At 60.1% G+C, this 13,751-nt stretch carries 10 protein-coding genes; 4 read left to right on the forward strand and 6 right to left on the reverse strand.

All coding sequences use genetic code 11. The annotated features are described in order from the left end of the window. Both A6U98_RS23175 and A6U98_RS23180 read right to left on the reverse strand, forming a co-directional pair. Positions 1-1,653 carry an acyltransferase gene (locus tag A6U98_RS23175; RefSeq protein WP_064653129.1) on the reverse strand — a complete coding sequence of 551 codons (1,653 nt, stop codon included), beginning with the start codon at positions 1,651-1,653 and terminating at the stop codon, positions 1-3. Between the two features lie 397 nt (positions 1,654-2,050). Next, complete coding sequence (locus tag A6U98_RS23180; protein ID WP_064653131.1) at positions 2,051-4,048, reverse strand: GGDEF domain-containing phosphodiesterase; 1,998 nt, start codon at positions 4,046-4,048, stop codon at positions 2,051-2,053. 180 nt (positions 4,049-4,228) lie between these two features. On the opposite strand from A6U98_RS23180, the gene A6U98_RS23185 reads away from it, so the two are divergent. After that, complete coding sequence (locus A6U98_RS23185) at positions 4,229-5,266, forward strand: class I SAM-dependent methyltransferase (protein WP_064653133.1); 1,038 nt, start codon at positions 4,229-4,231, stop codon at positions 5,264-5,266. 139 nt (positions 5,267-5,405) lie between these two features. Here the strand turns inward: A6U98_RS23185 and A6U98_RS23190 are convergent, their stop codons facing one another. From A6U98_RS23190 to A6U98_RS23200, 3 genes are read right to left on the reverse strand one after another with little or no spacing between them, the layout of a single operon-like run. Beyond that, positions 5,406-5,876: a cyclophilin-like fold protein gene (locus tag A6U98_RS23190; RefSeq protein ID WP_064653135.1), complete on the reverse strand. Its 471-nt coding sequence runs from the start codon at positions 5,874-5,876 to the stop codon at positions 5,406-5,408. A gap of 13 nt (positions 5,877-5,889) precedes the next feature. Further along, positions 5,890-6,636 carry an SDR family oxidoreductase gene (locus A6U98_RS23195; RefSeq protein WP_064653137.1) on the reverse strand — a complete coding sequence of 249 codons (747 nt, stop codon included), beginning with the start codon at positions 6,634-6,636 and terminating at the stop codon, positions 5,890-5,892. Between the two features lie 31 nt (positions 6,637-6,667). Further along, entirely contained in the window at positions 6,668-7,855 is a 1,188-nt protein-coding gene (locus A6U98_RS23200; protein WP_064653139.1) for an MFS transporter, read from the reverse strand. A gap of 94 nt (positions 7,856-7,949) precedes the next feature. Here A6U98_RS23200 and A6U98_RS23205 point away from each other — a divergent pair, with 94 nt between their 5' ends. Next, complete coding sequence (locus tag A6U98_RS23205; RefSeq protein WP_064653141.1) at positions 7,950-8,846, forward strand: LysR family transcriptional regulator; 897 nt, start codon at positions 7,950-7,952, stop codon at positions 8,844-8,846. Between the two features lie 254 nt (positions 8,847-9,100). Here A6U98_RS23205 and A6U98_RS23210 read toward each other — a convergent pair whose 3' ends face one another. Then, on the reverse strand, positions 9,101-9,595 hold the full coding sequence (locus tag A6U98_RS23210; protein WP_064653143.1) for an Lrp/AsnC ligand binding domain-containing protein: 495 nt from the start codon (positions 9,593-9,595) through the stop codon (positions 9,101-9,103). A 151-nt stretch (positions 9,596-9,746) separates the two neighbouring features. Between A6U98_RS23210 and A6U98_RS23215 the strand changes: the two genes are divergently transcribed. Both A6U98_RS23215 and putA read left to right on the forward strand, forming a co-directional pair. After that, positions 9,747-9,953 carry a hypothetical protein gene (locus A6U98_RS23215; protein WP_064653144.1) on the forward strand — a complete coding sequence of 69 codons (207 nt, stop codon included), beginning with the start codon at positions 9,747-9,749 and terminating at the stop codon, positions 9,951-9,953. 28 nt (positions 9,954-9,981) lie between these two features. After that, entirely contained in the window at positions 9,982-13,689 is a 3,708-nt protein-coding gene (gene putA / locus A6U98_RS23220; RefSeq protein ID WP_064653146.1) for a trifunctional transcriptional regulator/proline dehydrogenase/L-glutamate gamma-semialdehyde dehydrogenase, read from the forward strand. Positions 13,690-13,751: the final 62 nt, after the last annotated feature.

Genomic DNA, 13,751 nt, shown 5'->3' on the forward strand with positions numbered 1-13,751 from the left:
TCACAAACCAAGCCCCACGGTTGCCGTTCGGTGAACGCCTTTAGGGACGAAGGCGAAGTGATCTGCCAGTCCCAGAAAATTGGCCGCCAGGTGAATGACGGAAAGCCACATTTCCGTCCCCTGCAAGCTCGGTTCGCCACCGTCGGCAAACGGGAATCCTTCGCCATCCCGCCATCTATCCAGCGCCCTCGATATGACCTTGCGCGCGATCGCTTCGCCGTCGGTCCGCCTGTAGTCGGTCTGACGGGCAATCAGCAGCAGAGGATGAATCGTATCGAGCAGGTTGCACGCATTGTATTTTGCGGCAATGAAGCCCTTGTGGTTGCGATAGTTGAGGTGAACCGTTTCGAGTGAGGTGTGCGGGTGGGGAAGGGCCACGCCGAACTGCGCGTAGGTGCCGCGCGTCAGGCGATAAAAGCCGTTCACCGGTTGAAGCCATCCTTCCGCCGCGGTCGGTTCCCCCCATAGCCCCGAGACGTTGTTGGCATTCCGGCTCAGCCACTCGAAAAGCGCCTGCCGTGAATGCCTGATGCCGAAATGCCTGGCATTGAAGTACATGGCGGTTCCGATCGCATCGACCACACTGCCGGCATGCCATGCCCGGGTCGACCAGGGCAGGGCGCTCAACCATTCGTCAAGCTCCCCGGCGCCGAGCTCGACCGCATGGATCGGTTGGCGTGGACCGGAACCAAGTAGTTCAAGCGCATAGCCAACCGCAAGAACGTTATAGAGCGCCTTTGGATCATCCCTCGGCGCCTTGCCATGCATTCGCGCATGCTCTTCCGGGAAAAGGCCGGTATCCCGGTCCTGAAGGCCTTGGAGACGCTCGACGGTCTCTGCCGCATCGAGGTCGGGCGGCAGGTGGCCGAAGCCGGCAGAGATCTCGATTGCATCGCAGAGATGCCGGATCGCCGGTCTGCTGATGCCGTCTGCTTCCAGCGATTCATAGACCCCTTGCGCTTTCCAGCGTGCAAGGATGTCCGGCCACTGGTCTTGCGCTTTCTGGCCGAGCCTCGCCAATTGATCTTCGATGTCGCCAGTGCCGGTTTTCCTCGGCGCCGAGCCTCGGCTCCGCAGCACTCGGGCGGGCACGCCGCCAGCAATCGACATGGCGGGAATGTCTCCCGTAACCACCGCTCCGGCGGCGATCACCGCACCATTTCCAATCGTGGCGCCATCGAGGATCACGCAATTGGCGCCGATCCAGACGTCGTCACCGATCACGATGCCGATGCTGATGACACCCTGGCGGTGTATAGGAATGGTCGGATCGTCGAAGCCATGATTGAAGCCGACGATCGAGGCATGCGAAGCAATCCGCACGCCATTGCCGCACGTCACCGTGCCGGAAACACAGGCATAGGGATTGATGGTGCAATCGTCGCCAAGGATCACATGGCCGCGGACGAGCGCATGCCCGGCGATCCACGATCGCTCTCCCATCGTCAGGCTTTCGGTGAAGATCGCGGCATTCTCGGCGATGTAGGACGTCTCGGCCAGCTCCGCACCGCATGACCGCCTGAGTTCCGCCTTGCGGGCGAAGTGACCCGGATGATGGAGGTCAGACGCAATGCGTTCCCAGGTCAGGTATTGAAGCCTGCGCGCTTCCCTTTCTTCGCTCGCCGAAGTTTGCTGGCTACTGACGTGATCCATCCTGCTCCTCATTCTCAGGTTCAACCGCCGAATATTCGTCTTCCTTCAGCGATCCGGTGCCTCGCTGCATCAGACGGCCTGATTCGTCCAAAAGCAAGACTTCCGGCAATAGCGGCGCAGCCCTCGTTGAAATGGCTCAATTGCTTTGATCGGTTCCGGCCTCCCGGCGACTGGTGCGATCACAACCGCTCATGGCGCTTTGCCGGCTGGGCGGTCGGTTCGGCCGAGGGGCCCGGGTTCATCGCCTGTACGGAAATCTTACCGCCCGGCGAGAAGATAAGCTGGCCTGAATAGGCTTGCCACGCTCACGCCCGAATTCGTGATTTGCAGAGACGTCACACGCTAAGCGCCGATCAGCTGCAAACGTGCTGAGTCATCAGGAAATCTTGAGGTCGAATTATGCCGCGCTCAGAAGTTCAGCGCTAACCGGCATTCCCATATGAAAGCCCTGGACGCGGTCGATGCGAAGATCCTTGAGAAGGGAAAATTGTGCTGCAGTTTCGACGCCTTCCACCAGGATCGTATTTCCACGATTGCGGATGAGAGCAATCATGTCCTGAAGCATCATCAAACCGCGTGGGTTCGAGCAGTCGTGCAGGAAGGTTCTATCGACCTTGACCGTCTGAAATTCGATTGCCCTCAGCCAAGAGAGGCCCGCGAAGCCGCAGCCGAAGTCGTCAAGCCAGATCTCGACGCCGAGTGCCCTGAGATCGGCAATGCATTTAAGCACCTCCGACTGCATATCCATGTCCAGGCCCTCGGTGACTTCCAAGGCTAGTCGCGACCCGCAGACCCCGCACCGAGCAAGGATATCAGCGACACTGCCAGCAAAGCCGGGGGAACGCAGCTGTATCGGCGACACGTTGACGCTAACGGTAGCCATGCGGTCGGTCATCAGTATATCCCGGCATGCCGTCTCGATCGCCCACCTGCCCAGTTCGAGGATAGCGCCACTTCGTTCTGCAACAGGAATGAACGTCTTCGGGGAAACCGCGGTCCCATCCGGCATCCTGAGGCGCATCAAAGCCTCGACAGCTCTTGCTTTCCCGTTCGTCACGTCGAAGATCGGTTGGTACACGAGCGAGACCAGTTTGCGATCGATGGCGGCGGCCAGCAGCGGGACGAGTTTACCAGCATAGTCGTCGGGGCGAGGCAACAGCGGATCAAAACTACGAAGGCAGTTTCGGCCACTTGCTTTGGCATTGTAGAGAGCGAGATCGGCTTCACGTACTATTCGTTCAACTTTCTCTCCAACTTTTTCGCGGGTGAAGGCGACGCCGATGCTGACGGTTACGATCGACATATCATCTGGTCGCTCTTCATGAACAATCGCAAGCGACTCGACTTCCATTCTGATCTTCTCGGCGAGAGTCATCGCAACCTTGGGAACGGCAGCCGGCATGACCACGATAAACTCCTCGCCACCATACCTGCCGATCATGCCATCGGACGACTCTACAACCGCCTTCAGCGCATTGGCGATGACAGTCAGGCATCGGTCTCCTTCCTGATGTCCGTAGCGATCATTGAAGCGTTTGAAAAAGTCGACGTCGATGAGGAACACGGAGAAGTCGCGGCGTTCGTCTTTCCAGGCGGCCCAGCATTCGTCGAGCCGCCGATCCAGCGCGCGTCTGTTGCTTATGCCTGTCAGGTAGTCGGTATTTGAAAGCTCGAGCAGTGACCTTCCGCGTTCGGACGCTTCCCAGTGCTGGTGGCGAGCCTCCGCCGCGTTCAGCAACACGTTTCGACGCTCCACGTTCAATCGCCAATTGACGAAAGACGTGAAGAGAAAGCACGAAATGTAGAACAGCCCGAAGGCAAGCTTGTAGGTTTGGCTTGAAGGAAAAAATTCCTCGATCGTAACGAAAAATGCGCAGAGAACGAGGCTCGAGGTGATCACCGAGAGCCGAAAAGGGAAACTGAAAAAGAGGTTGGCGCCCATCATGAAGATGGCGCCGAATATCATGTAGTAGGACATGGCGGTGACGTCCCGGGTGGCAATCGCCGGGTAAAGCCAGCCCACATAGCCTACAAGCAGTGCAGCGGCACAGGTGATGTCAAGCCAGACGGTTCTCGCATTTGCCAGTCGCAAGATTTCGAACGCCAGCAGCGCGATCGTTGCAACGGCGAATCGCGCGGCGATCGTCACAGGGGCAACATCGGGGATCAGCCATCGGTCGGGAAGTGCGAAGGCCACATAAACGGCAACAGCGATCCAAAGACCATGCCGCGAGCTCCGTCTTCGGACAGCATCATTTTCAGTTTTCAGAGAATTGAGGGCCTCGGCGAATGAAAAGCTGCCGGTTGAGTCGCCGCGCTGGACATTAGCGCAAGCCGCGATCATGCAATAACACCGGCCTGACAACCATTTAAAGTATGTTGAAAAGTAAGCCATACTTCGGCGCCCTCCAAAATCGCGTTCGGCGACCTGCAACCGGTTTGTCTTATTGCTTAGCTTTGTTAGAGGGGTAGCATCTGACCCGCAAGAGTAGAATTACCCTTATCCCGTGTGGATTCTAGTCGCATCCTATTTCGAGGTTGATTATGCTTAAGGCTATGTCAAAGGGGTCTCGAAATGGCACAAAGCCTGGTCTTGGACGGTGAAAGTCTTGTCACGCCCGGCGAAATTCGTCGGGTAGCAAGGAAGGTTGCTACCCCAGATCCGGGCCACCTGATCGTTGCCAGAGCCGAGCTTGCTCTCAGCCTTGACGTGTCGATCCGTCAGTTCAAATCCGGCGTCGAGCCTAATGCGATCATCGAGCGTCTTACCGACGCCTTGCATCAGATACGGCGGCGCTTCCATCCGGAGGTGTGGGACGTCATCGTTCCGATCGCGCAATCCCATCCGGTTGCTCACTATCTTCATCAAGATCCATTGACCCGCTGGTCGTTTGAAAAACCGCGCGGCTATTCTGGCGACGCGCGCCTTCTCGACTTCATCTATGGCAGACCTGAGATTGAGGACGCCGTCTTGTCAGCGAGCAACTTGGGACGCTCGATCTACGCCTACACTCGAAACGCTTCGTCATCCGTCGCGGTAAGGGAGCGTCGAGACATTTTGGCTCGCCGCGTTGACGAAATCGCTTCGGCCCAGTCTGGTGCTACCGAAGTCCTCGCCATCGCCGCCGGGCATCTTCGTGAGGGGCCTTTGTCGCGCGCGCTCGGCGCCGGCGCGATCAGACGCTGGGTGGCTTTGGACCAAGACCCGATGAGCGTTGGAACCGTCGCCCGCGATTTCGCCGGCACCTCCGTCGAAGCGGTGAACGGGTCGGTCAAATCCCTGATCGGTGGAAGACATGCGCTGGGAATGTTCGATTTCGTTTATGCCGCGGGTCTTTATGACTATTTGCCGGACGCGGTCGCCGTAAAACTCACCAAGAAGTGCGTCAGCATGCTTAAGCCTGGCGGCACATTCCTATTCGCCAACTTCTCCCCGGAGACGGAGGTCGATGGCTATATGGAAACATTTATGAACTGGGCGCTGCTGTTGCGGTCAGAACGAGAGATGGGCTTGATCGCCAGTGAAAGCGTGACTGGGGCGGATGTGAAGGTGTCGGTTTGGTCCGGCTCAAACCGCAGCATTGTCTACTGTGAAATCCAAAGACCGCACTAGGTCGCACGTTGGCCCGGGCCTGAGAGGAACTAGTCCGCCTGGAAAGGGGCAGTTGCTCCTAATTGCGGAAATTTATCGTCTTTGGGTTCTTCATGCTTGGGAGGAAAGCGATTTCAGATTTCCGCCCATGGAACTCTTGTCAGATGCGTTCTATGCGGACCGGATACTCGCCGCGCACCAGCAACGGAGCGAAGCCATTGTCGAAGCGGCCGAGCCGGATCAGCCCGTCCCAGCGGTAATCCGCGTAGAACAGGGCCAGGTTACCCCATGGTTTGAAGTAGCAAAGGTCGCCCGGCTGCTCGTTTCCGAAAGCACCGCTGCCTTCTTCGGTCAGCTTGCGCGGCAGATGGACGATCTTTTCGTTCCTGCCATAGTCCTCAATCTTAAGGTTCAGGGGCAGCATGGAAACGAGATCGCGCGCCGTCGGATTGTCGGCGAGTGTCGCGGTCAGGGTTAGATCGTTGAAGCCTATCCTGATCCTGACGCCTGTCGCCTCGGGATCTGCCGGACCGCGCTCGTCCTGCCCTTGTGCCACGAGAGGGAGAGCGGCAGCCGCCAAGGTTCCGCCCAGCACCGCGCGACGGCTCATGAACTTGGATGTCATCGACATAGCGCGCCTCGCGTCAGACAGGTTGAGCCGTCGGCCGGAACAGGATTTCGTTGATGTCGACATCATCTGGTTCGTTCACCGCGAAGGCGACCGTTCGGGCGAACGTGTCCGCGCTGACGGCGATCTTGCTGACGAACGCCTTGGTGCCCGCCTGGATGTCCTTTTCGCTGATGTGTTCAAGCAGTTCGGTGCTCACCGCGCCGGGTGAAATGATCGTGGTGCGGATGTTGTATGGCTTCACTTCCTTCCGCAGCCCTTCCGAGAGGGCGCGCACGGCGAATTTCGTCGCGCAATAGACGGTGGCACCCGGATCGACAACATGACCGTAGACGGAGGACACGTTGATGATGTGCCCCGACTTCTGCGCCTTCATGTGCGGAAGCGCCGCTGCGATGCCGTAGAGCACTCCTTTGATGTTCACGTCGATCATGCGATCCCACTCGTCAACTTTGAGCCGTTCGAGCGGCGCAAGTGGCATCAGGCCGGCATTGTTCAGCATCACGTCGATGCGACCGAACGCGTTGACGGCGGTGTCGACGAGCTTCTTGACTTGATGTTGATCCGTGACGTCGGTTTGGACTGCCTTGGCTCTATAGCCCTTGGCGGACAGCTCCTCAGCCAGTTGAGCGATGCGGTCGCTACGCCGCGCGCCGAGGACGACGGAAGCGCCGCGCTCAGCAAGGTGACGGGCGGTGGCTTCGCCAAGCCCGCTGCTTGCTCCGGTGATGACGACGACTTTGTTTTCGATTCCTTGGGACATGATGATATCCTGTTGTGAGGTTTCTGAAGGTTCAGGAACGGCGACCGGCGAGTGCGGCGAGGACAGCCGAACCGGCGAGAAGGCAGGCGGCCAGAAGGAAGGTGCTCCACCATCCCGCGGTGTCGAACAACATGCCGCCAGCGAAAGCGCCGCCTGCAATGGCGAGTTGGATCAGCGCCACCTGCAGTCCACCTGCCGCTTCCAATTCACCGGGAACGATGGCGGCCATCCAGGTATTCCAGGCGACCGGAATCGGCGTCGAGAAAAATCCCCACATGACGAGGAGGGATGCCGTAGCCGCCGCGAACGGCCCGAGAGCGATCAGCAGCAGGGCAAGGAACGCAAGAGCGGCTGGCAGTCCTACGAGAACGAGCAGGAGGTGGCGCCGGGCGACAAAGCCAATGACGGAGGTTCCAGCTAGTCCGCCGACGCCAAGGCCGAGAAGCACCATGGACAGAACATTCAATTCCAATCCCGTGACGCCTTCGAGGAACGGACGAAGGTAAATAGACAGTGCGTTCTGGCCAATGAAGGCCAAGCCGGTCGCCGCCATTCCAACTGCGAATGTGCGATTGCGCAGCAGCCCGAATATTCCGGCCACCGAGACGGTTGATGTCGCCGGCATCCTCGGCAGAACGACCAGTTGCCAGACGAGTGCGGCAATTCCGATCGGCACGGTAATGAAGAAGGTTCCGCGCCATCCGATGAACCCGCCAAGAAAACTGCCGAGCGGCGCGGCAAGGACGAGTGCGAATGCGGTGCCACCTTGCAGAAGCGCAATGGCCTTGGGCAGATCACGGTCCGAAGCCAAGCGTGCCAGAATAGCCGTCGACAGCGACCAGAAGCCGCCGATCGAAACGCCGACCAGGGACCGTCCGACGAGAAAGACAGGGAAGTTGGGTGCGAGGGCAACCGCCAAACTCGATGCAACAAGAACCGCCGTATAGAGCAAGACGACAGACTTCCGGTCGATCCTCGCCAGGAAGGCATTGCCGAAAAGGCTGGTGATAACCGCGAAGACACCCGACACGGTGATCGCCAATCCGGCTTGTCCCTCTGAAATAGAGAGGTCCCTGGCGATTGGGGTCAGAAGGCTCACAGGGAGAAATTCCAGCCCCACCAGAAGGAAACTGAGAAGCGAGAGACAGGTCACAGCAGACCATGAGGTCGCCGTGTCGTCCATCAGTGAGGTCTCATTCAATGTCAACTCGACGGCCATGCACGTTCTCCTGTCCGTTGCCAGATAGATAGCCGGACTGGTTTTGCGCGACTAGAAGTTATAATCTGAACGTCGTGATGAAGGAGATTCAACAATGCGGCGCGACGAGTTCACGGAAATGCGTGCGTTTCTGGAGGTGGCTCAGGAGCGGAGTTTCACGCGCGCTGCATCGAAACTGGGAGTCACGCGCTCGGCGTTGAGCCATACGATCAGCGCGCTCGAAGCCCGACTTGGCGTCCGGCTTCTCTCCCGCACGACGCGTGACGTGGCTCCCACTGCAGCCGGTGCGCGTCTCGTGGAAAGTATTCAGCCGCATTTCGAGAGCATCGCCGCCGGGATCAGTGCCCTCGGCGCGCTGCGCGACAAGCCTTCGGGCACAGTCCGCCTCGTATGTCCCGATGATGCCGTGGAGTTGGTCTTCCGTGAGAGGCTGCCGGCATTTTTACGGGAATGCCCCGATATCACCGTGGAACTCATCGTCGACAACGGTTTCACAAATATCGTGGAACGCCAATTCGATGCCGGCGTGCGGCTCGGCGAAGCGATTGCGCGCGACATGGTGGCCGTTCGCATTGGACCCGATATCTCTTACGCCGTGGTCGGATCACCCGAATATTTTGCAACCCGCACTGTGCCTTCGACCCCGCATGACTTGACGGACCACAATTGCGTCAACCTGCGTCTTCCGACGTCAGGCGCGCTCTATGCCTGGGAGTTCGAAAAGGATGGCCGCGAGTTCAGCGTTCGTGTGGAAGGTCAGCTCGTGATGAGCAACATAGGGCCGGCGATCAATGCCGCTCTCGATGGCGCGGGGCTGTCTTATGTGCCGAGAGATCTCGTCCAGCAATATTGTGACAGCGGTCAACTGAACGAAGTGCTCGCGGATTGGGCGCCAACATTCCAAGGGTATCATCTCTATTACCCCAGCCGGCGCCATCCATCCCCTGCTTTCTCCGCCTTCGTCGAAGCCTTTCGCTACCGGCATCGGTAACCAATACTCGAGACGCCGTGGTGCAAAGAGTACGGCAAGTGCGTGCCGGTGAAATCGAGCCCACGCGGTCGAAAAGCGAGAGATGGCTGAATGGCTGTGGGTGGATCGCTACTTGCCGCAACCGCTTTAGCCATCGCTTCATGCGAATGGTCGAAGTGATCGCAATTGGCGCGACAGCCGATGGCAATGACGATATCACAGTCCCTCCGGCGGCAACTCACCGGCAGCTCGTCATAGCCTCCCATGGATCACATTCACGAAAAACTCGAACCGGACTTGTCCCAGCCTTCCTTGATCGTCTCCATCGCGACGTTGGTCGAGGTGTTGGCAACGTGGGGCAGGGTCGAAATGCGCTCGCCGAGGACGCGGCGGTAGCGGCCAATATCGCGGGTGCGGATCTTCAGGAGATAGTCGAACCTGCCGGCAATCATATGGCACTCTTCGACTTCGCTGATCTTCTTGATGGCATCGTTGAAGCTTTTCAGCGCATGCTCGCGGGTATCGGAGAGTTTCACTTCGACGAAAGCAATATGGTCGAGCTGCATTTTCGACGGATTGAGGATGGCCTTGAAGCCTTCGATATATCCTTCGCTGATCAGCCTTTTGAAGCGGATCTGGCATGGCGTCTTCGACAGTCCGACACGCGTAGCCAGATCGGTGATCGACAGCCTTCCGTCCTCGGCGAGTGCGGCGAGGATCTTTTTATCGAACTGGTCCAATTCACTAAAGACGTCAGTTTCTGTGGCCATTTGAACTCTCGATGACATATTAATAAGTTCATACGGCCTAGGAACGGTAAAAATCAAGTGAGATCGCGATTTGTGGCTGTGATAGATTGGGTGCCGGGTGAAAGAGCGCTGTGATCGGTATCGGCGTCGACCTCAAAACGGGGGATCTTACATGCATGACAACGAAGCGGACGATGACCAAAAACCCGACCTGCTCGTTCACTACCGGCCGCTGGCAATAAGGGCCGTGGCAGCGGCGCTCACCTTCAAGCGCGACAGACCAGATGCACGCCCGCTGCGCGAGACGGAGTATTCCGGCCCCGCTTTCACGGATTATGCGCTCTGGGACGATGAGCCCGCTGTTCCATTTATCCGCTAGACCAAACATCGATTGAATAGGGACTCCCATGTTGAACGCAGCGCCCCCCTCCACGCCCTCCCATGATCCCGTCGACGGCGCGCCGTTCTCCGGCTTTGCCCCACCGATCCGACCGCAATCCGAACTTCGCCAGGCCATCACGGCAGCCTATCGCCGACCGGAAACCGAATGCCTGCCGCCGCTCGTTGCAGCAGCGCGTGTCTCCGAGGCAAAACGCTATGACATTCGCAGCACGGCCCGCAGCCTGATCGAGGCGCTGCGCGCCAAGCACAAGGGAACCGGTGTCGAAGGGCTGGTGCAGGAATACTCGCTCTCCAGCCAGGAAGGCGTGGCGCTGATGTGCCTCGCCGAAGCGCTGCTGCGTATTCCCGATACCGAAACCCGGGACGCGCTGATCCGCGACAAGATTGCCGAGGGCAACTGGACGTCCCATATCGGCGGCGGAAAATCCATGTTCGTCAACGCCGCCACCTGGGGTCTCGTCGTCACCGGCAAGCTGACGTCGACGGTCAACGACCGAAGCCTGTCGGCAGCGCTGACGCGGTTGATCGCGCGGGCCGGCGAGCCGGTCATCCGTCGCGGCGTCGATATGGCGATGCGCATGATGGGCGAGCAGTTCGTCACCGGCGAAACGATCGCAGAGGCGCTGAAGCGCGCCCGGCCGCTGGAAGCGCGCGGTTTCCGTTATTCCTACGACATGCTGGGCGAGGCTGCCACGACAGGCGCTGACGCCGAGCGTTATTACCGGGATTACGAAAAGGCGATCCACGCCATCGGCAAGGCGTCGGACGGGCGCGGCATCTATGACGGCCCGGGCATATCGATCAAGCTTTCGGCCCTGCATCCCCGTTACGTGAGGTCGCAGGCCGGCCGGGTAATGGGTGAGCTGCTGCCGAAGGTCAAGGCGCTGGCCGTTCTCGCCAAGACCTATGATATCGGCCTCAATATCGACGCGGAGGAGGCCGATCGCCTGGAGCTTTCGCTCGACCTCCTCGAGGAGCTTTGCTTTGCCCCTGATCTCGCCGGATGGAACGGGTTGGGCTTCGTCGTGCAGGCCTATGGCAAGCGCTGCCCCTTCGTCCTCGACTACATCATCGATCTCGCACGCCGTTCCGGGCGCCGGGTCATGGTCCGTCTCGTCAAGGGCGCTTACTGGGATGCGGAGATCAAGCGGGCCCAGCTCGACGGTCTCGACGACTATCCGGTCTATACCCGCAAGATCTACACCGATGTCGCCTACGTCGCCTGCGCGCGCAAGCTGCTCGACGCTCCGGATGCGGTCTTCCCGCAATTTGCCACCCATAATGCGCAGACGCTCGCCACGATCTATCGTCTGGCGGGTCCTGATTTCGCTGTCGGAAAATACGAGTTCCAATGCCTGCACGGCATGGGCGAACCTCTCTACGACGAGGTCGTCGGAAAGGAAAAGCTGGACCGGCCCTGCCGCATTTATGCGCCTGTGGGAACACATGAGACGCTGCTCGCCTATCTGGTTCGGCGCCTTCTGGAAAATGGCGCCAATTCCTCCTTCGTGCACCGCATCTCCGATCCGAATGTCTCGGTCGAGGCGCTGATTGCCGATCCCGCCGAAATCGTCGCGGCCATGCCTGTCGTTGGCGCGCCGCACGCCCAGATTTCCTCGCCGAAGGCTCTTTACGGCAACGCCCGGGCAAATTCCGATGGTCTCGATCTCTCGAACGAGGCGACGCTTTCGGATTTGGCTGAGGCGCTCGCCTCCACGGCTGCTGCCCCGTGGCACGCACTTCCCATCCTTGCCGACGGCTCCACGGATGGGGTGATGCGCGATGTTCTCAATCCTGCCGATCACCGGGATGTTGTCGGCACGGTGACCGAAGTAAAGGTCGAGGAGGCCGCGCGCATCGTACGCATGGCGGCCGAGCATGCGCCAGAATGGGCCGCGGTGCCGCCGGCAGAGCGTGCCGCCTGCCTGGAGCGGGCCGCCGACATCATGCAGGCCCGCATCAAGACATTGATGGGCATCGTCATGCGCGAGGCGGGCAAATCCGCGGCCAATGCCGTTGGCGAGGTGCGCGAGGCCATCGACTTCCTGCGCTACTATGCCGAACAGGCGCGCAAGACGCTGGGGCCTTCGCATGCGCCTCTCGGCCCGGTCGTCTGCATCAGCCCGTGGAACTTCCCGCTGGCGATTTTCACCGGTCAGGTCGCCGCAGCCTTGGTGGCCGGCAATCCTGTGCTTGCCAAACCGGCTGGCGTCACACCGATCATCGCGTCGGAGAGTGTGAAGATCCTCCACGAGGCGGGCGTGCCTGTCGGTGCCTTGCAGTTCGTGCCCGGCAGCGGCCGTCTCGGCGCCGGCATGGTCGGGGCTCCGGAAACGGCAGGCGTCATGTTTACCGGGTCGACCGAAGTTGCCCGCATGATCCAGGCGCAGCTGGCCGAACGGCTATCGGCGACCGGCAAGCCGATTCCGCTGATTGCCGAAACCGGCGGCCAGAACGGCATGATCGTCGACTCCTCGGCATTGGCCGAGCAGGTGGTGGCCGACGTCATTGCCTCTGCCTTCGACAGCGCCGGTCAGCGCTGCTCGGCCCTCAGGGTTCTCTGCCTTCAGGACGATGTCGCCGACAGGACCCTCGCCATGCTGAAGGGCGCCTTCCGCGAGCTGACGATCGGCCGTACCGATCGGCTGAGCATCGATGTCGGTCCAGTCATCAACGATAGTGCAAAGGCGGAGATCGACCAGCATATCGAGCATATGCGCGGCTTAGGCCGCAAGGTGGATCAACTGCCGCTGCCCGAAAGTGCCGCGGCGGGGACCTTCGTTCCGCCGACGATCATCGAAATCAAATCGCTGTCGGACCTGACGAGGGAGGTCTTCGGACCGGTCCTGCACGTCATTCGCTTCAAGCGAAACGGGCTCGACCGTCTGATCGACGACATCAATGCATCGGGTTATGGCCTGACATTCGGGCTTCACACCCGGCTTGATGAAACGATCGCGCATGTGACCAGCCGCATCAAGGCTGGAAACCTCTACGTCAACCGGAACATCATCGGCGCCGTGGTCGGCGTGCAGCCCTTTGGCGGCCGCGGCCTGTCGGGAACGGGCCCGAAGGCCGGCGGTCCGCTCTATATCGGCCGACTGGTGCAGCGTGCGCCCGTGCCGCCGCAGCAGGATTCCGTTCATACGGACCTCGCCCTTCGCGACTACATCGTCTGGCTCGACAAGCAGGGCTTGTCGGGCGAGGGGGAAGCAGCGCGCGGATATGCGAGCCGTTCGGCGCTCGGGCTCGAACGCGAGCTCACCGGTCCGGTGGGCGAGCTCAATCTCTACGCGCTCCATCCCCGCGGCCGTATTCTCGTCGTGCCGCAGACGGAAAGCGGGCTTCATCGCCAGATCGCCGCGGCCCTGTCGACCGGCAACCACATCGTCGTCGACGCGAGTTCCCTATCGAAGTCAGTCCTGGGGGATCTTCCGGCGGCTGTCGCCAGCCGGATTTCCTGGACGTCGGATTGGGAAAAGGACGGACCGTTCTCGGGTGCCCTCGTCGAAGGGGACCGCGACAGGGTTCTGGCCGTCAATCAGAAGATCGCTCACCTGCCCGGTCCGCTGCTGCTGGTCCAGGCCGCGACGACCGAGGAACTGGCGAGCGATCCCGAAGCCTATTGCCTGAATTGGCTGCTGGAGGAGGTGTCGACGTCGATCAACACCGCGGCTGCCGGCGGCAATGCAAGCCTTATGGCCATCGGCTGAGTGACAAGACGAGGGCGCAGAGAATGCGCCCTCGAAACTCCGGACGGAAGTGGCCGTCTTCC

This window comes from Rhizobium sp. WYCCWR10014 (assembly GCF_001657485.1).
Classification (GTDB): Bacteria; Pseudomonadota; Alphaproteobacteria; order Rhizobiales; family Rhizobiaceae; genus Rhizobium.